Here is an 18616-nt window from a genome sequence, read left to right on the forward strand (position 1 = left end):
AGCTTTAAGCTCCTTGAAGGGTCGTTCGAGACCAGGACGTTGATAGGCTGGGTGTGGAAGCGCAGTAATGCGTTAAGCTAACCAGTACTAATTGCCCGTAAGGCTTGTCCCTATAACCTTGACGGTTATGAGCATTACCCTGTGTATTGATGATGTACCCAACAACTTTACTTCCTCCGGATTGCAGTCGCGCGCCATAGCGCGCGACGCGACAAGTCAAAGCCTGATGACCATAGCAAATCGGTCCCACCCCTTCCCATCCCGAACAGGACCGTGAAACGATTTTGCGCCGATGATAGTGCTGCAACCAGTGTGAAAGTAGGTTATCGTCAGGCTAGTTATATAGAAGAACCCCGTTGGCGAGAGCTGGCGGGGTTTTTCGCATTTCCGGCGTTGCTCCGCAATCGTGCGGGCTTATTCTTTTGTTATGATAAAAAGTTTTCTAATTATTAATAACAAAAGGGTAAAGATGAAAATTCAAGTGATGGGTTTGCTCGCGGCGTCCGCCTTGACGTCCGGTGTTGCCGCCGATCTCGGCAAGGACATGCGCACGGAAGTCACGCGCACCAGCTACGGCGTGGTGCACGTGAAGGCCAGCGACTACCGGGGCCTGGGCTACGGCGCCGCCCACGCCTACGCGGAGGACAACGTCTGCATGCTGGCCGACACGCTGCTGACCGTGCGCGGCGAGCGGTCCCGCTATTTCGGTCCGGACGCCCAGGCCACCCAGCCCAAAGACGGCGAATACGGCGCCGCGCTTGATTTCATCCACCTGCGCAACGAGGATAGCGACTTCTTCTTCAAGGGCTACCTCGACGTCGACCAGCTGCGCGCCGGCTACGCCGCCGGCAGCCAGGAAGTGCGCGATGTACTGAGCGGCTATGTCGCCGGCTACAACCGCTACCTGCGCGAGAACAGCAGCCGCCTGCCGGCCGCCTGCCGCAACGCGGCCTGGGTGAAGCCGATCGACATCGAGGACCTCTACCTGCTGATCGCTGAAAAGGCCCTGCACGCGTCGGGCGAAGTGTTCGCCGGCGCCATCGTCGCCGCCGCGCGCGAGCCGGGCGTCGTGACCGCCGCGCTGCCGAAGGCGATGCCATTGGCCAGCCGCGCGCTGCCCACCGGCATGCGCGCTGGCCTGGGCAGCAACGCCCTGGCCATCGGCCGCGAAGCCAGCGCCAACGGCCGCGGTCTCCTGCTCGGCAACCCGCACTACCCATGGAGCAGCCTGGATCGCTTCTACCAGATCCACATGACCATTCCCGGCAAATACGACGCGATGGGCGCGAGCCTGGGCGGCCTGCCGGTGGTGGCCATCGGCTTCAACCGCAACGTCGCGTGGAGCCACACTGTCACCAAGGCCATGCACTTCAACACCTTCATGCTGGCCCTGGATCCCTCCGACGCCAGCGGCACCACCTATTACTACGACGGCGCGCCGCACAAGATGAGCGAGCGCACCGTGTCGGTGGATGTGCTGCAGTCCGACGGCACGCTGCTGGCAAAGAAAAAGACCTTCTACTTCAGCAAGCAGGGCGCGGTGTTGGTGATGCCGGAAGCCGGCGTGGCGTGGACGCAGGGCAGCGCGGTGGTGCTGGCCGACCCTAACCGCAACAACACGCGCTTGCTCGAACAATGGCTGGCCATCGGCAAGGCAAACAACGTGGCGGAGCTGAAGGCCAGCCTGCACGCGGTGGGCGGCCTGCCATGGGTGAACACGGTGGCGGCGGACCGGGACGGCAACACCCTTTATTCGGACGCCAGCGTCGTGCCCCACATGGGCGCGGACAAATTCATCTCCGGCTGCCTGCTGGTGCCGCAGCTGCTCGGCTTCGACGGCACCCGCGCCGCGTGCGGCTGGGGCCAGGACGAGGGCGCGCCGGCGGGCATCTTCGGCGCAGCCAACGCGCCGGCCCAGGAGCGCCTGGACTACGTCGGCAATTCGAACGACGCCTACTGGCTCAGTAACGCGCGCGAGCCGCTGACCGGCCCCGCGCCGTTCGGCTATTCGCCGCTGTATGGCTCCCCCGGCGTCGAGCAAACGCTGCGCACGCGTATCGGCTTCAAGCAGATCGAGGCGGCGCTGGACGAGCAGCGCCATCTCGATAGCGGCGACCTGCAGGACCTGCTGTTCGCGAACCGCGTGCACGCGGCCGAACTGGTGCTGCCCGAGCTGATTCCCGCCTGCCAGGCGGCCAATGACCGCAGCCTGGTGCAGGCCTGCGCCGTGCTGCAAGCGTGGGACAAGAAGGCGGACGTCAACAGCCGCGGCGCCCTGCTGTTCCGCGAGTTCTGGAACGCCGCCGCCGCCATCCCCGCCAAATGGGCGGTGCCGTTCAATCCGGCCGACCCGGTCAACACCCCGCGCGGCGTGGCGCCGGCCGCCAAGCCCGCGATGCTGGACGCGCTGCGCGCGGCGGTGGCCAAGCTGGAGGCCAACGATATTCCGCTGCACGGCCGCCTGGGCGATTACCAGACCGAGACCCGCAACGGCAAGCGCCACGCCCTGCATGGCTCGCTGGGTGACATCGACGGCGTCTACAACGCCATCAACATGCGCGGCGAGCTGACCCCGTCCGGCTACCGCGACGTGAACTGGGGCAGCAGCTACATCCAGATCGTGGGCTTCGACAAAACCGGCCCGTCGGCCAAGGGCCTGCTGGTCTACGGCCAGTCGGTCGATCCGAAGTCGCGCTATTACGACGACCAACTGCCGCTCTACACCCGCAAGACGCTGGTGAAGCTGCCGTTCACCGACGAGCAGATCCGCAACGACCCGGAGTACAAGCGCAAGGTGCTGACGGAGAAATAAGCCCCGGCGCTACGTTCCCCTGGACAGGGCCTCGCCGTCGTTCTTGCGCAAGGTCCAGAAGGTGATGGAGGACAGGACCGTGATGGCGGCCAGCGTCAGGAAGGCGTGATGCAGGGCGCTGGTCAAGGCGATCCTGTCCGACTGCGGCAGGTCGCCCAGGTACCAGCCCGTGACCAGCGAGCCGCAGGCCAGCCCGAAACTCATCGACAGCTGCTGCAGCGAGCTGGCGATGGTGCTGGCCATGCTGCTGTCGGCGCCGTCGACGTCGGCGTAGGCCAGGCTGTTCATGCTGGAGAACTGCAGCGAATTGAAGAAACCCAGGGTCAGGCCGATCGCCACGATCGCCCACAGCGGCGTGCCCTGGTCCACCAGCGCGTACATGGCGATGGTGCAGCCTATCAGCACCGTGTTCACGACCAGCACGCTGCGGTAGCCGAAGCGTCCCAGCACCCGCGCGGAGATGAACTTCATGCCCATCGCCGCGGCGGCGGCCGGCATCATCAGCAAGCCCGATTGCCAGGCCGGCAGTCCCAGTCCCAGCTGGTACAGCAGCGGCAGCAGGAAGGGCAGGCCGCCCACGCCCATGCGCGTGACGAAGCCGCCCAGGACGGAGACGCGGAAGGTGCGCACCCGCAGCAGCGAAAGGCGCAGCAGCGGATGCGCCTCGCGCTGCGCGTGCCAGGCGTAGGCCGCCAGCAGGCTGAGTGAAATCAGCAGCAGCACGCCGGCCGAGGTGGCGTCCATCTTGTGTTCGCCGAACACCTCCAGCAGCCATGACAGCAGCGCGACGCCGGTGCCGAACAGCACAAGGCCGATCAGGTCCAGCGGCCGTGGCGTTTCGCTCCGGTAGTCCGGCAGGTAGCGCCACGCCAGGTAAATGGCGCCCAGGCCCACCGGCACGTTGATGAAGAAGATCTCCCGCCACGACATCCAGTGCACGATCAAGCCGCCCACCGTGGGCCCCAGCAGGGGGCCGATCAGCGCGGGGATGATGACGAAGTTCATGGCCGTCAGCAGTTCGCCCTTGGGGAAGGTGCGGATGATGGCGATGCGCCCGACCGGCATCATCATCGCCGCGCCCAGTCCCTGCAGCAGCCGCGCCGCCACCAGCATGGGCGAATTCACCGAGATGCCGCACAAGACGGAGGCCAGCGTGAAGATGGCGACGGCGCTCATGAACACGCGGCGCGTGCCGTAGCGGTCCGCCATCCAGCCGCTGATGGGAATCGCCACCGCCAGGCTGAGGATGTAGCTGGTCACCACCGCTTTCAGGCTAAGCGGCGTGACCTGCAGGCTGAGCGCCATGCTGGGCACGGCGGTGTTGACGATGGTGGAGTCCAGCTGCTCCATGAACAGGGCGGTTGCCACCACCCAGGGGAGATAGCGTTTGCTGACGTGACTGCTCATGGGGCGCTCGCGTTGTAAGCCAGCGCAGATTGTCACACAATCGCCGGCCGCACGCTGCACGCTGCGCGCCGGCGCAAGCGCGGACGTCAGGGCGCCGGCTGGCCCCAGCTGTCCTGGTACAGCACTTGCCGCGGCGGCAGGCGCTGGTCCCAGCGCTCGATTTCCAGCATGGGGGCCTTGTAGAACTCCTCGACCTGGCCCACGCACAACACGGCGATGGGCTGGCTGCCCTCCGGCATGCGGCAGATCTCGCGCAGGCGCCGGGGATCGAACAGCGACACCCAGCCCGCGCCTATGCCCTCGGCGCGCGCGGCCAGCCAGAAGTTCTGGATCGCGCAGGAGGCCGAGGCCAGGTCCATTTCCGGCATGGTGCGGCGTCCGAAGACGTAGCGTTCGCGCTGATCGATCAGCCCCACCACGAGCACTTCGGCGCAGGCCAGGATGCCCTCCACCTTCAGGCGCATGAATTCATCGGCGCGCTGGCCCAGCGCCTCGGCGGTGAGTCGGCGCTCCTCGTCGACGTGGCTGTGGATTTGCGCGCGCAGGGCCGGGTCGGCGATGCGGATGAAGCGCCAGGGCTGCATCAGGCCCACGCTGGGGCCATTGTGGGCGGCGGCGATGAAGCGTTCCAGCTGGCCCGGCTCCAGCGGTTCCGGCGTGAAGTGGCGCACGTCGCGCCGCTCTCGTATCGCGCGGTACACGCCCTCCACCTGCTCCGGCGGGAACGCGTGGCGGCTCATGCCAGCTTTTCCAGCGCGTCGAGCAGGGGCTGGGTGGCGTCGGCGATGCGATCCAGGCTGGCTTCGCGCAGCGCGGACGTGTCCACCCGGTGCTCGGTGTGCAGGCCGGCCCACCGCAGCAGCGCTGCGCAGGCGGGCGCCGCGTCGAACAGGCCGTGCAGATAGGTGCCCAGCACCTGGCCATCGGGCGAGATGGCGCCCTCGGGGCGGCCGTCGATGCGGAAGGCCGGCTGCTCCAGCGCCGCGCCTTCGGACACGCCCATGTGGATTTCGTAGCCGCTGACGGCTGCGTCCTCGGCGAAGGCGCAGGTGCCGCTCACCTGCACCAGGCGCTTGTCCCTGGTCATGCTGGTGTCCATGTCCAGCAGGCCGAGGCCGGGCGAGACGCCGGGCGCGCCTTCGATGCCGTCGTTGTCGGCCACGCCGCGGCCCAGCATCTGGAAGCCGCCGCACACGCCGATCACCTTGCCGCCGTAGCGCAGGTGCTTCGCGATCTTTTCCGGCCAGCCCTGGGCGCGCAGCCATTCCAGGTCGCCGCGCGTGTTCTTGCTGCCGGGGAGGATGATCAGGTCCGCCGGCGGGATGGCCTCGCCCTGGCGCACGAATTGGAGGTCCACGTCCGGATGCACGCGCAGCGCGTCGAAGTCCGTGTGGTTGCTCATGCGCGGCAGGCTGGGCACCACCACGCGGAAGGCGCCGCGCGAGGCCTGCACCGGCTGCACCGCGTCTTCCGCGTCGAGGAACAGGCCGTGGAGGTAGGGCAGCACCGCCAGCACCGGCTTGCCGGTTTGCCGTTCCAGCCACTCCAGGCCCGGCTCCAGCAGCTTGATGTCGCCGCGGAAGCGGTTGATGACGAAACCGATGGTGCGATTGCGCTCGCTCTCCGACAGGCAGGACAGCGTGCCGACGATGTGGGCGAACACGCCGCCGCGGTCGATGTCCGCCACCAGCACCACGGGGCAGTCCACCGCCTCCGCGAAGCCCATGTTGGCGATATCGCGGTCGCGCAGGTTGATCTCGGCCGGGCTGCCTGCGCCTTCCACCACCACCGTCTCGTATTGGGCCAGCAGGCGCTGGTGCGATTCCAGCACCGCCGCCATCGCCACCGTCTTGTACTGGTGGTAGTCACGCGCGTTCATGTCGCCGCGCACTTTGCCGTGGATGATGACTTGCGCGCCGATGTCGCTGGAGGGTTTCAGCAGCACGGGGTTCATGTCCGTATGCGGCGCGACGCCGGCGGCGATGGCCTGCAGCGCCTGCGCGCGGCCGATCTCGCCGCCGTCGGCGGTGACGGCGCTGTTGAGGGCCATGTTCTGAGGCTTGAACGGCGCCACGCGCACACCACGGCGCTTGAGCAGGCGGCACAGCGCGGCCACCACCGTGCTTTTGCCGGCGTCGGAGGTGGTGCCCTGCACCATCAGCGTGGAATAGGGAAAGGCCATCAATTCTTCCTGTGCTGGCGCGCCAGCTCGAGTTTTTCGCACAGCAGCGCGGTGCCCTGGATCAGGCGCGGGCCGGAACGGTTCAGCAGGTCGCCCTCCAGCGTGAACAGGTTGTCGTGCTTGACCGCCTTCATGTTCTTGTACGGGCGCCACAGGTCCACGCCGCCGTAGTTCTTCTCGGCGGTGGCGAACACCGCCTCCGGGTCCTCGCGCAGCACACCCTCGACGTCGACCACCGGCGCGGTGATCTTCAGCGAGGCGAACACGTTCTCGCCGCCGCACACGCGCATCACGTCGGAAATGATGTGGTTGCCGCTCAGGGTGTAGAGCGGCTTGTCCCACACCTGGTAGAACACGCGCACCGGCGGACGTTTCGCATATTGTGCGGTCAGCGCGGTGAGCTTGTCGCGCCATTCGGCGGACGCCTTGTCGGCCACGGCCTCGGTGCCCAGCAGCTGGCCCAGGCGCTGCATATTGTCCGGGATGTCGGCCAGTTTTTTCGGCTCGCTGTGGAACAGGGGGATGCCCAGCTTGCGCAGGGTGTCGATCTGGCGCTCCGAGGAGCCGTGCATCCAGATCACGATCAGGTCCGGCTTCAGGGAAGCGATGCGCTCCATGTCCACCTGGCGGTTGTCGCCCACCCGCGGCAGCTTCTTGGCCGCCTCGGGGTAGTCGCTGTAGGTGACGGTGCCGACGATCTTGTCGCCGCCGCCGGCCGCGAACAGCATCTCGGTCACGTGCGGGGCCATGGCGATCACGCGCTGCGCGGGTTTTTGCAGCGTGACTTGGTTGCCGTCGTCGTCGCGCACGGTGATGGCGGCGCCGGCGGCCTGGCTGGCCAGGAGCGCGGCCAGCGCGCAGAGGATTTTGTTCATAAGTCTTCCTTGGTCCAAAGTGTGAGTGCCCGCTCCAGGCGCCGCCAGCCGTCTTCATCCGGTGGCAGGCCGAGGCGGATGCCGCGCGCCGCGTTGGTGAATAGCCGCGTCCAGATGCCTTGCCGCGCCATGTGTTCGTGGAACGCCTCGGCCCGAGGTTCGGGCCACCACTGGAACAGCGCGGCGCCGCTGGAGCGGATGCCGTGCCGCGCGAGCAGGTCTTGCAGGCGCTGGCCGCCGGCGGCGAGCCGCGAACGCGTGCCGTCCTGCCAGGCGCGGTCGCGCAGCGCGGCCAGGGCCACCTGCTGGGCGGGGCCGCTCACGGTCCATGGGCCGAGCAGGTCGGCCAGGTCGCTCAGCAACGCGGGCCGCGCGGCGACGAAGCCGAGGCGCAGCCCGGCCAGGCCGAAGAACTTGCCGACCGAGCGAAGCACGATCAGCGCGCCGTGCGTATGGCCCGCGTGCGCGCAGACGCCGCCTTCGGCTGTGTCGCCGAAGGCCTCGTCCACCACCAGCCAGCCGCCGCGCGCGCCGAGCCGGGCCGCCCATTCCAGCAGCGGTTCCGGCGGCACGGAGGCGCCGGTGGGGTTGTTGGGATTGCAGACCACCATCACGTCGCATTCGTCGACGGCGGCGTCCAGCGCGTCGTAGGGCACTTGCCGCAGGCTGTGGCCATGCTGCGCCCAGTGGTGCGCATGCTCGGCGTAGGAGGGCGCGGCCACCACCACGCGCGATGGCGGGCGGAGGCGCGGCAGCGCCTGGATCGCCGCCTGCGTGCCGGCCACCGGCAGCATTAGCGGCGCGCCATAGAAGGCTTGCGCGGCTTCGGCCAGCGCGGGATCGGCTTCCGGCAGGCGGTGCCAGGCGTTGTCCGCCACCTGGGGCGCGGGATACCAGTTCGGATTGATGCCGGTGGAGAGGTCCAGCCAGTCGTCGCGGCCATGGCGCAGGGCCGCGTCGCGCAGGTTGCCGCCGTGTTCAAGCATGGGTGCCTCCATGGATGGCGAGCGCCAAGACGGCGGCGGCGGCGAGCCACAGCGCCGTGGTGCGGGCCACCAGTTGCCAGGCGCGGATGATGTCCTCGGCGCGGGCGGCCTGGCCGGCGCCCAGCGGCGGGCGTTGTTCGATTTCGCCGTCGTAGGTGGCGGCGCCGCCCAGCGCCAGGCCCAGCGCGCCGGCGCCGCTGGACATCACCGGCCCCGCGTTGGGGCTGCTCCACGCGGGAGCTTGCGTGCGCCAGCAGTGCCACGCGCGGCGCTTGCCCGCGGCGGAGGGCGCCAGCAGGACGTAGGACAGGGCGGTGAGGCGGGCGGGGATATAGTTCAGCGCATCGTCGATGCGGGCGGCCACGCAGCCGAATCGCAGGAAGCGCGTGTTCTTATAGCCCCACATCGCGTCCAGCGTGTTCGCGAGGCGGAACAGCACCGCGCCGGGGCCGCCGGCGACGGCGAACCAGAACAGGGTGCCGAAGACGGCGTCGTTGCCGTTTTCGAGCAGGGATTCGGTGCTGGCCTTGGCCAAGTCGGCGGGCGTGGCGTGTTCGGTGTCGCGGCTGACGATGCGCGAAGTCAGGAGGCGCGCGGCAGGCAGGTCGCCGCGGGCCAGGGCCTCGGCGATCGGCACGTTGTGGTCGCGCAGGCTGCGCAGGCCGATGCAAAAGTACAGCATCACGGCATGCGCCGCCAAGGCGAGCAGGCCGCCGAAGCCGGCGAGCAGGCAGGCCAGCGCCGTCAGCGGCACGACCGCCAGCGTCCACCCCAGCGCTCCACGCAAGTGCCGCGATCCGCCGCGGTTCAGGCGCCGCTCGATCGCGCCGGCCAGTTTGCCGAAGCCGACCAGCGGATGCCAGCGGGTGGCCTCGCCGAGCAGCAGATCAAGCAGCACGCCTGCGGCCAGCAGCAGCGCGATGGCGGTGGCGCTCAAACCCGTCAGCATGGCGCGCCCTTCAAGACCAATGGCAGGCCGGCGGCGACAAAGACGGCGTTATCGCACACGGCGGCGACCGACTGGTTCAGGCGTCCCGCCTCGTCGGTGAAGGCACGCGAGATGGCGCCGTAAGGCACGATGCCCATGCCTACCTCGTTCGAGACCAGCACCACGTCCCCTACGGCGTGGCCCAAGGCGCCGAGCAATGCCGCGCGCTCCTCGTGGAAGCGCGCGGGCAGATCGATTTCGCCGACTTCCGGATATGCCGTCCCGCCCGAGAACATCAGGTTGCTCAGCCAAAGCGTGAGGCAGTCCACCAGCACCAGGCGTTCGGGCGCGGCCCAGCGCTGCACGGTGGAGCCCAGTGCCAGCGGCTCCTCGATCGTGGTCCATGCGGCCGGGCGCTGGCGCTGGTGGTGCGCGATGCGTACCGCCATTTCGCCGTCGCCCGCGTGCGCGGTGGCGATGTAGACCACTTCCTTGCCCGACGCGATGGCCAGCTTTTCCGCGTGAGCGCTCTTGCCGGAGCGCGCGCCGCCGAACACCAGGGTCTTGGTCATGCCGCGCTCCGTGTGAACAGCGCCGCCACGGCGGCGGGGTTGGACGGGAAATAGGCGTGGAAATAGGACGCCGTCAGCGAACCCACCTGGTACAGCGCCTCGCCGTCCGCGCCGGATGGATGCTTGGTGGTGCGCGCCACGGGTTCCAGCTCCGTCTGCATGGATGAGTAGTGGAAGGTATGGCCGCGCAGCACGCCCTGCGGCGTCGGCATGGCTTGCGATCCCAGGCCGGCCAGGCGGGCCTGCATGGCGACGCGGCCGGGCAGCAGGGCCGCCATCGGCCACACGGCGCCCGCCTTGTCGGCCAGCGTTTCGGCCAGCGCCATCATGCCGCCGCATTCCGCCACGATCGGCGTGCCGTCCCGGTGCGCCGCGCGGATGGAGTCCAGCCAGCACCGCGCCTGCGACAGTTTCTCGGCGTGCAGTTCGGGGTAGCCGCCGGGGAGGTAGAGCGCGTCCGCACCGGCGGGCACAGGCTGGTCGGCCAGCGGCGAGAAGTAGGCCAGGGACGCGCCGAGTTCGCGCAGCGCCTCCAGGTTGGCCGGGTAGATGAACATGAAGGCTTCGTCGCGGGCGATGGCGATGGTGCGTCCCGCCAGGGGCCGCGACGAGACCGCGTCCAGTGTGGCGCTCCCCGCATCCGCGGCCTGGTCCAGGGCCAGGCGGGTCGTGCGCAGCCGGCCCCAGGCCGCCTCGTCGAACGCCAACTGGTCGGCCAGTTCGTCCAGCATGGCGTCGATGCCGTCCACTTCATTGGGCAGCACCAGGCCGAGGTGGCGCTCTGGCAGCGAGCGCGCCTGCTTGGGCAGCGTGGCGAACAGCGGGATGTCGCGTAGCGCGGAGGCCACCATTTTCGCGTGTCCCGGACTGGCGACGCGGTTGGCGATCACGCCCGCCATGTCCACCGGACCGTAGTCGCGCAGGCCATGCACCAGCGCGCCGGCGGTCTGCGCCATGGCGCCGGCGTCGATCACGGCCATCACCGGCACGCCGAACTCGCGGGCCAGGTCGGCGGAGGAGGGCGAGCCGTCGTACAGGCCCATCACGCCTTCGATCAGGATCACGTCCACCTCGGCGGCGGCTTGCGCCAGCAGCGCGCGGCAGGCCTCGCGGCCCACGATCCACAGGTCCAGCGATTTCACCGGCGCGCCGCTGGCGCGCTCCAGCAGCATGGGGTCGATGAAGTCCGGGCCGCATTTGAACACGCGCACCTTGCGGCCCGTCTTCACCAGTTTGCGCGCCAGCGCGGCCGTCACCGTGGTCTTGCCCTGGCCGGAGGCCACGGCCGACACCATCAGCACGATCGCGTCCGCGTGCCCGGGCGCCGCCGCTACCATTCCGTGCCCGCCTGCGCGCCGATGCCGGCCTTGAACGCGTGCTTGACCACACCCATCTCGGTGACGGTGTCTGCCACGTCGATCAGTTCCTGCGGCGCGCCGCGCCCGGTGATCACCACGTGCTGCATGGAAGGCCGCTCCAGCAGGTCCGCGATCACGGTGTTCACGTCCAGGTAGCGGTACTTGAGCGCGATGTTCAGTTCATCGAGCAGCACCAGGCCGATGCCGGGATCGGCCAGGAAGCGCTTGGCCTGCTCCCACGCCAGCTGCGCCTTTTCGATGTCGCGCTCGCGGTTCTGGGTTTCCCAGGTATAGCCCTCGCCCATGGCGTGGAAGCTCACCTCCTCCGGGAAGCGGCGCAGGAACTTCTCCTCGCCGGTCGCCATCGCGCCCTTGATGAACTGCACCACGCCGACCTTCATGCCGTGGCCCATGGCGCGGATCGCCATGCCGAAGCCGGACGAGCTCTTGCCCTTGCCGTTGCCGGTGTTGACGATGATGATGCCGATCTGCTTGTCCGCCGCCGCGATCTTGGCGTCGATGATGGCCTTCTTGCGCTCCATGCGCACGCGGTGGCGTTCGTTCAGGGCGGCGGTTTCCGCGTCGGTCGCTTGTTGATTGGTCTGATTGGGTTGATTCGTGTCGCTCATGCGATTTCCTCTTTTGGAATGAAGATGTGGCGTTCCCCGTGGCGTATCACTTCGATCTGGTGCTCAAGGTAGTCGCTCAGGATCTCGGGCCGCATGACCTCCTCCTTGGGGCCGGCCAGCCAGCGCCCGTCGCCCATCAGCAGCAGCGCGTGGGTGGACACGCTGTGCGCCAGCGTGAGATCGTGGCCCACCATCACCACCGTCTTGTTCTGGTCGCGGCACAGGCGGGCCAGCAGGCGCATCACGCTCACCTGGTGCGCCAGGTCCAGCGCGTTGGCCGGCTCGTCGAGCAGCAGCAGGGGCGTGTCCTGCGCCAGCATGGCCGCGATGGCCACGCGCTGGCGCTCGCCGCCGGACAGCGTGCGCACGTTGCGCTTGGCCAGTTCGGACACTTCCATCGCCGCCAGCGCGGCCATCGCCAGGCGGTGGTCGTCGCTGTCTTCCCAATAACGGTTGTCGTGGTAGGGATGGCGCGCCGACAGCACGGTCTCGATCACGCTGTAGGCGAAGGCGTCGCTGCGGGCCTGCGCCAGGAAGGCGCGCTCGCGCGCCAGCTCGGCCAGTGGCCAGTCGGGCAGCGCGCGGCCGCGAATGGCGACCGTGCCCTGTTCCGTTGGAATCAGGCCGGCCAGGGTGCGCAGCAGCGTGCTTTTGCCGGCGCCGTTGCGGCCGATGACGCTCCAGCATTCGCCGTCGCGCACCTGCCAGTTCAAGTCGTCGACCAGCATGCGCGCGCCGATGCGCAGGGTGAGGTTGCGGGTGGCGATCATTTGCGCAGCCTGTGGAGTTGGTACAGGAAGACCGGCGTGCCGATCAGCGCCGTGATCACGCCCACCGGCAACTGGGTGGGGGCGATGACGGTGCGCGCCAGCGTGTCGGCCAGCACCAGGTAGCCGCCGCCCACCAGCGTGGCGGCGGGGATCAGCACCCGGTGGTCGGCACCGAAGGCGAAGCGGCAGGCGTGCGGCACGATCAGCCCCACGAAGCCGATGCTGCCGGCGTTGGTCACCGCGCTGGCGGTCAGCAGCGCGGAGACGAAGAACAGTCCCTTGCGCAGCAGGCCCACGCGGATGCCCAGGGTGGCCGCCGCCTCGGCGTGCAGCGCCATCACGTTGATGGCGCGCGCGCTGCGCAGGGCGAACACCAGGGCTCCGGCCAGGATCAGCCAGGGCATCAGGCGCAACGGCGCGCCGGACAGGTCGCCGATCAGCCAGAACACCATGGTGCGCAGGCGGCTTTCCGGCGCGATCGACAGCATCAGCGTGACCAGCGCGGAGCAGGCGGCGGACAGGATCACGCCCGTCAGCAGCAGCAGGGCGGTGCCGCCCTCGGCCGCCGCGCCGCTGCGCATGTCGCGCCGGGCCAGCGCGTACAGCATCATCGACACCAGGACGGCGCCGGCGAATGCGGCCGCGTCGACCACCCAGGCCGCGCACATCAGCATCAGCGCCAGCAGCGCGCCGACGGCGGAACCGGCCGAGATGCCGAGCACGTAGGGATCGGCCAGCGGATTGCGCAGCAAGGCCTGCATCATCACCCCCGCCAGCGACAGCGCAGCGCCGGTGACGAAAGCCGTCAGCGCGCGGCTGCCCCGCAGGTCGAGCAGCGCGGCGGCCAGGCTGTCCGCCTTGCCGTCCCGCAGTTCGCGCAGCGCGCCGGGGATGTCCGCCAGCGGAATGGAGACGGAACCCGTCATTCCGGCGAACAGCAGGGTGGCGATAACGAACAGCGCCAGCATGCCGGTGATGGCGGCGGCACGGTTGCTCAGATTGCGGGGTGGTGGATGCATGTACTGCCTTAGGTTGGCCTTACTTGATGCAGTAGCAACTGCCGGGGACAGACCCGCGGTCCGAGCCGCATGCCATGGCGGCGACGTGTGGCGCGGAGGGTCTGTCCCCTGGTTGGCACGGTTGGTCTAATCGGTCTTACTTGATGCCGTAGCGTACACCGGCGAAGAACGACGAACCCGGCGTCGCGTAGGTGCGCGCCACTTCGTAGTTCTTGTCGGTGGCGTTGTTCCAGCGCGCCAGCACCGACCAGTCGCGTGCGAACTGGTAGGTGGCGTACAGGTTCAGCAGCGTATAGCCGCCCAGGCGGCGCGTGTTGGCGCCGTCGTCGAAGCGCGAGCCGGACGCTTGCAGCTCCACGCCGGTCGCCAGCGCGCCGGCGGTGTATTCCACCGCGGCGCTGCCGTGGCGCTTGGCGCGGCGCACCAGCGACTTGCCGGTGGTCTCGTCCTTCGGATCCTGGAAGTCCGCGTTGGCGCTGACGTTGAAGGCGCCGAAGCGGCGGTTCGCCGTCATGGTCAGGCCTTCCAGCGTGACGTGGTTCACGTTGTAGGCGCAGCCGAAGGTGTAGCCGGGTTTCGGGCACGGGGTGGTGCTGACCAGCATGTCGGTCAGACGGTTGCGGTACAAGGTCGCGCCCAGCTGGGTCACGCCGTCGTCGTACTGCAGGCTGGCTTCGGCGTTGCGGCCTTTTTCGGGACGATTGCCGGCGAAGCCGAAGCCGGGGTAGTACAGCTCATTGAAGGTCGGCGCGCGGAAGCTGGTGCCGAAGCTGGCGCTGGCGCGCAGCGCGTTGGTGACGCGGTAGCCGTAGCCGGCCGCGCCGGTCACCTTGGAGCCGTATTGCGAGCTGTCGTCGTTGCGCGCGCTGAAGCTGGCCAGGTGCGCGCCGCGTTTCAGGTTGTAGGCGGCGGCCAGCGAGTCGGTCTTGCGCTCCTTGCCCAGTGCCGGCGTGGTGCCCGACACCACTTCCTCCTTGCGGTGGCCGTAAAGCAGCTGCAGCGTGTCTTCGCCCAGGCGGAAATCATTCTGCCAGGTGAAGTCCTGCTGCTTGCTGTCGATGCGGCTGTAGCCGCTGACGGTGCCGGGGTTGGAGGTGGAATCGTCGCGCGACTGCGACAGCTGCGCGGTGCTGTGCCAGAACGGCAGGATCTGGTTTTTCGACGACAGCGCGATGTTTTCCTGTTTCTGCACGCTGTGCGTGTCGAAGGTGGTGGCGGTGCCGCTGTCGAATTGCGCGTTGGTGCGACTCTTCAGGAAGATCAGGCCCAGTTCATGGCCCCTGGCCAGCTGGAGGCCGAGCTGCCCGGTCACGCCTTCGCGGTAGTAGCCGTCGTCGTCGCCGTTGTAGGAGAAGTTGCCTGGCTTGGTGGACGAGAAGCCGTCCGATTCTTCCCTGCCCGCGCTGAGCGCGTAGCTGAAGCTATGCTCGCCGCCGGTGGCGCCGTACACGCTGGCGTCGTACTCGCGCGTGTTGTAGCTGCCCGCGCCGGCGAAGGCCGTCACGGTCGGCACGCCGGTGCCCTTCTTCGTGAAGATCTGGATCACGCCGCCGATGGCGTCCGCGCCGTACAGGGTGCTCATCGGGCCGTAGACGATTTCAATGCGGTCGATCGATTGCAGCGGAATGGCCGACCAGTTGGCCGCGCCGGAGGTGGAGGAGCCGATGCGCACGCCGTCCACCAGCACCACGTTCTGGTTGCTGTTGGCGCCGCGAATGAAGACGCTGGAATTGGTGCCCGGGCCGCCGTTGCGGGAGATCTCGATGCCGCGCTGGCGCTGCAGCAGGTCGACCACGGAGCCGGCGCCGGAGCGGGCGATTTCCTCGGCGGTGATGGTGGCCACGTCGCTCAGCACGTCGCGCTGCAGCTGGGCGGAGCGGGTGGCGGTCACGATGACGGAATCGATGGCGGTGGTCTGCGCGTTGGCGGGGGCGTTGGCGGCGGCAATAGCTAACGCCAGCGACGTCAGGGCCGCGTGGCGTGGGACAGGAAAGGTCATGAGTATTCTTCAGTAAGTATGCAACCAGCCGACTTCCCCGTCGGCCAGATTGAACAGACGCGCGGCGCCGTCTGAACGGCGCGGCACGCATCCACCTGTCTTGGCCGGTATCCGGGCTGCAAGTTAAACCGCCTCACCTTCCCATGCAGTGCACAGTGGTTGACTGAGGCGGTTTGTCGCGCTGCGCGACACTTGTTTACCGTTGCGGGGGCAGCACACGTTGGCAGGTCCGTTGCGGGGACAGGCTCCGTGTTTCCCGTTTAACTGCGCCCATGGACATGGGCGCGGGCACCAAAACCCCGTCATTATACGGATTTCAGCGGTTCGCTTCCAGAATGACAGCTTCGCCGTAGGCCAGCCGGTGCGGTTTGGACGCGGCCAGCAAGGCGACTTCGCGCGGGGGCAGGCCGTTGGCGCAAGCGCCCAGCAGCCGTATCGTGCCCGCGTGGCAGACGATCACCGCGTGCGCGTGCCGCTGGCGCAGCAGTTCGGCGTGGAAGGCCATCACACGTTCCGCCACCTCTTGCACGCTCTCGCCGCCGCCGGGATGGTAGGCCGCCAAGTCCGCCGCCCAGGCATCGACTTCGGCGCGCGGGATGTCGTCCCAGGCCCGCATCTCCCAGGCGCCGAAATCCATCTCGGCCAGGCGCGCGTCGAAGATTGGCGTGCCAAGGCGATGCGCGAGCGCGGCGCAGCGTCGCAAGGGGCTGGAATAGATGGGCGCATCCGGAGGGATGCTGGCGCTGGCCAGCAGCGCGGTGTGCACGCGGTCGATATCGTCCGGCGCGGCGGGCAGGTCGGTGGCGCCGTAGCAAATGCCTGGGGCTACGACGGGCTGTGGATGGCGAACCAGTATCAATCGCATGACGGCGTACCTGCGCGCATGCTCAAACCAGCGGCCAATGCCGGGGTCAGACCCGTCGGGTCTGACCCCAGGTTTTGCAGCTGGTTTTGGCAAGCGCGAAAAAGAGCGGTGTTCACAATGCCCCGCGCCCCAGACTAGCCAGCACACACAGATAGATCAGCGCCTCCGCCACCTGCTGCACGGCGCCCAGGCAGTCGCCCGTGTAGCCACCGATGCGGCGCGCGCATTTGCGGCCCAGCCACACGGCCGCGCCCAGGGCCGCTGCGGCGGACACCGCCACCGCGGCCCAGGTCAGCCAGCCCGCCACGGCAAGCGCGATAGCCGGCAGCGCGGCGGTGGCCGACGCGATCGCGAATTCCGCCCCGCTCATCTCCTGCGCCATCGGCTTGGCCTTGCCCTCCGCCCGCGCGTATTCCATGCGCCAGATCAGCGACGTCGCCGCCAGCCGGGACAAGGGATGCGCCAGCGCCAGCGCCGCCACCGCCGTCGCCGGCGGCAGCATGGCCAGCGCCGCGCACTTGACCGCCAGCAGGCAGATGATGCCGATCGCCCCATACGCGCCGATGCGCGAGTCCTTCATGATCTCCAGCACGCGCTCGCGCGTCATGCCCCCGCCGAAGCCGTCGCACATGTCCGCGAAGCCGTCCTCGTGGAAGGCGCCCGTCGCGTAGATGCCCGCCGCCGTGGACAGCAGCGCGGCCACCGGCGCGGGCAGCACCAGGGCGGCCGCCGCATAGACGCCCGCGGCGATCGCGGCGACCACCAGTCCCACCAGCGGGAAGTAACGCGAGGCGTGGTGCAGCCACGCGGGATCGAATCCCACCCAGCGGGGAATCGGCAGGCGCGTGAAGAACTGCAGCGCGACGAAGAACAGGCGGAGCTGATGCATGGCGGTGGCTTACTCCGACTTCTCGCTCACCTGGGCGGAATCGAAGGTCGCCATTTGATTCAGGAAGTTCACCGCCGCGTGCAGCAGCGGCAGCGCCAGCGCGCTGCCCGTGCCCTCGCCCAGGCGCAGGCCCAGGTTCAGCAGCGGACGCGCGCCGAGATTGGCCAGCATCCGCTGATGGCCGTTCTCGTCGGAGCAGTGCGCGAACACGCAGTAATCCAGGATGGCGGGCTCCATGCGCGCGGCCACCAGCAGGGCGCTGGTGACGATGAAGCCGTCGATCAGCAGCACCATGCGGCGTTCGGCCGCCTTCAGCATCGCGCCCGCCATCATGGCGATCTCGAAACCGCCGAAGGTGGCCAGCACTTCCAGCGGCTCGGTGGCCGTGTGTTTCTCCACGGCCGCCTCGATCACGCGCTGCTTGAGCAGCACTCCTTCCGCGGACAGGCCGGTGCCCGCGCCCACGCACTGCGCCACCGGTATGCCGGTCAGCTTGTGCATCAGCGCGGCGGCGGCGGTCGTGTTCCCGATGCCCATCTCGCCGAAGCCCACCACATTGCCGGGCAAGTCCGCGGCGAGCGCCATGCCATGTTCCAGCGCGGTGGCGCACTGCTGCGCCGTCATCGCCGGCTCTTGCGCGAAGTTGCGGGTGCCGGCGGCGACCTTGCGGTTCAAGAGGCCGTCGCGCGCGCCGAATTCATGGTTCACGCCCGCGTCCACCACGTGCAGCTCGCAGCCGTTCTGCGCGGCGAACACGTTGATGGCCGCGCCCTTGGCCAGGAAGTTCTCAACCATCTGCCAGGTCACGTCCTGCGGATACGCCGACACGCCCTCGGCCACCACGCCATGGTCGCCGGCGAACACCAGGATCGCGGGCTTATATAGGGAAGGCGTTACGGTGCCCTGGATCAGGCCTATCCGCTTCGCCAGCGATTCCAGCACGCCCAGGCTGCCGAGCGGCTTGGTCTTGTTATTGATGGCGTGGTCCAGCGCCGCGGAGAGCGCCTCATTACTAGGGGAGAGAATAGGCATGATTGAATGACTGAATGGAAACGAGTTGCGATGTTACATCGGGGGCTTGTCAAAGGCGAGTGACCTTTGCTATAGTTCTGTCCCCGCGCTGCTGAACACACGCAACGCAGGGTGAAGTGGGGAAAAGTGATGAATTGCAGTGCAATTCAGAGCGGGCTTGACGAAGTAAATCAAACGCCTCATAATCTCGCTTCTCTGCTGACGGACAAAACGATTCGTCGACAACGCAGACAGGTTCTTTAAAAATTAACAGTCGATAAGTGTGGGCGTTTGATGATGATGCCGGAGGCGCA

At 68.2% G+C, this 18616-nt stretch carries 16 protein-coding genes, 2 rRNA genes and 1 riboswitch; of the genes, 3 read left to right on the forward strand and 15 right to left on the reverse strand.

Annotated features, from left to right (window positions below; genetic code table 11):
• The 3 genes from BM436_RS34710 to BM436_RS34720 all read left to right on the forward strand — a co-directional run.
• Positions 1–112: ribosomal RNA gene (locus tag BM436_RS34710) — 23S ribosomal RNA — on the forward strand; the annotation flags it as partial.
• Between the two features lie 110 nt (positions 113–222).
• Positions 223–335, forward strand: a 5S ribosomal RNA gene (gene rrf, locus BM436_RS34715).
• Between the two features lie 134 nt (positions 336–469).
• Positions 470–2812 (forward strand): penicillin acylase family protein, encoded by a 2343-nt coding sequence (locus BM436_RS34720; RefSeq protein ID WP_093561476.1) that lies wholly within the window; start codon positions 470–472, stop codon positions 2810–2812.
• Positions 2813–2821: 9 nt separating this feature from the next.
• On the opposite strand, the gene BM436_RS34725 is transcribed toward BM436_RS34720, so the two are convergent.
• From BM436_RS34725 to cobT, 15 genes are all read right to left on the reverse strand, one after another.
• Positions 2822–4219 (reverse strand): DHA2 family efflux MFS transporter permease subunit, encoded by a 1398-nt coding sequence (locus BM436_RS34725; protein ID WP_093561478.1) that lies wholly within the window; start codon positions 4217–4219, stop codon positions 2822–2824.
• Positions 4220–4305: 86 nt separating this feature from the next.
• On the reverse strand, positions 4306–4959 hold the full coding sequence (bluB, locus tag BM436_RS34730) for a 5,6-dimethylbenzimidazole synthase (protein ID WP_093561480.1): 654 nt from the start codon (positions 4957–4959) through the stop codon (positions 4306–4308).
• The gene (locus BM436_RS34735) at positions 4956–6401 is read right to left on the reverse strand and encodes a cobyric acid synthase (protein WP_093561482.1); all 1446 of its coding nucleotides are present in this window, start codon (positions 6399–6401) and stop codon (positions 4956–4958) included. The genes bluB and BM436_RS34735 overlap by 4 nt, the downstream gene beginning before the upstream one ends.
• On the reverse strand, positions 6401–7276 hold the full coding sequence (locus BM436_RS34740) for a cobalamin-binding protein (RefSeq protein ID WP_093561484.1): 876 nt from the start codon (positions 7274–7276) through the stop codon (positions 6401–6403). The genes BM436_RS34735 and BM436_RS34740 overlap by 1 nt, the downstream gene beginning before the upstream one ends.
• Positions 7273–8262, reverse strand: coding sequence for a threonine-phosphate decarboxylase CobD (gene cobD, locus BM436_RS34745; protein ID WP_093561486.1), 990 nt, complete (start codon positions 8260–8262; stop codon positions 7273–7275). Before cobD ends, BM436_RS34740 begins: the two co-directional genes overlap by 4 nt.
• Positions 8255–9211 carry an adenosylcobinamide-phosphate synthase CbiB gene (gene cbiB, locus BM436_RS34750; RefSeq protein WP_093561488.1) on the reverse strand — a complete coding sequence of 319 codons (957 nt, stop codon included), beginning with the start codon at positions 9209–9211 and terminating at the stop codon, positions 8255–8257. The genes cobD and cbiB overlap by 8 nt, the downstream gene beginning before the upstream one ends.
• Entirely contained in the window at positions 9205–9762 is a 558-nt protein-coding gene (gene cobU / locus BM436_RS34755) for a bifunctional adenosylcobinamide kinase/adenosylcobinamide-phosphate guanylyltransferase (protein WP_093561490.1), read from the reverse strand. Before cobU ends, cbiB begins: the two co-directional genes overlap by 7 nt.
• Entirely contained in the window at positions 9759–11099 is a 1341-nt protein-coding gene (locus BM436_RS34760) for a cobyrinic acid a,c-diamide synthase CobB (RefSeq protein ID WP_093561492.1), read from the reverse strand. Before BM436_RS34760 ends, cobU begins: the two co-directional genes overlap by 4 nt.
• The gene (gene cobO / locus BM436_RS34765; protein ID WP_093561494.1) at positions 11093–11749 is read right to left on the reverse strand and encodes a cob(I)yrinic acid a,c-diamide adenosyltransferase; all 657 of its coding nucleotides are present in this window, start codon (positions 11747–11749) and stop codon (positions 11093–11095) included. The genes BM436_RS34760 and cobO overlap by 7 nt, the downstream gene beginning before the upstream one ends.
• A complete protein-coding gene (locus BM436_RS34770; protein ID WP_093561496.1) occupies positions 11746–12519 on the reverse strand; it encodes an ABC transporter ATP-binding protein in 774 nt (257 codons plus the stop codon). The genes cobO and BM436_RS34770 overlap by 4 nt, the downstream gene beginning before the upstream one ends.
• Complete coding sequence (locus tag BM436_RS34775; protein WP_093561498.1) at positions 12516–13538, reverse strand: FecCD family ABC transporter permease; 1023 nt, start codon at positions 13536–13538, stop codon at positions 12516–12518. The genes BM436_RS34770 and BM436_RS34775 overlap by 4 nt, the downstream gene beginning before the upstream one ends.
• A 136-nt stretch (positions 13539–13674) precedes the next feature.
• Positions 13675–15537: a TonB-dependent receptor domain-containing protein gene (locus BM436_RS34780; protein ID WP_093561500.1), complete on the reverse strand. Its 1863-nt coding sequence runs from the start codon at positions 15535–15537 to the stop codon at positions 13675–13677.
• An 85-nt stretch (positions 15538–15622) separates the two neighbouring features.
• A riboswitch (cobalamin riboswitch) is annotated at positions 15623–15848 on the reverse strand.
• A 5-nt stretch (positions 15849–15853) separates the two neighbouring features.
• Positions 15854–16402, reverse strand: a complete 549-nt coding sequence (locus BM436_RS34785) for a histidine phosphatase family protein (protein ID WP_093561502.1) — start codon at positions 16400–16402, stop codon at positions 15854–15856.
• Positions 16403–16514: 112 nt separating this feature from the next.
• Positions 16515–17291, reverse strand: coding sequence for an adenosylcobinamide-GDP ribazoletransferase (locus BM436_RS34790; RefSeq protein WP_093561504.1), 777 nt, complete (start codon positions 17289–17291; stop codon positions 16515–16517).
• A 9-nt stretch (positions 17292–17300) separates the two neighbouring features.
• Positions 17301–18323 (reverse strand): nicotinate-nucleotide--dimethylbenzimidazole phosphoribosyltransferase, encoded by a 1023-nt coding sequence (gene cobT, locus BM436_RS34795; RefSeq protein WP_093561506.1) that lies wholly within the window; start codon positions 18321–18323, stop codon positions 17301–17303.
• Between the last annotated feature and the right edge of the window lie 293 nt (positions 18324–18616).

This window comes from Pseudoduganella namucuonensis (assembly GCF_900116645.1).
Taxonomy (GTDB): Bacteria; Pseudomonadota; Gammaproteobacteria; order Burkholderiales; family Burkholderiaceae_D; genus Rugamonas; species Rugamonas namucuonensis.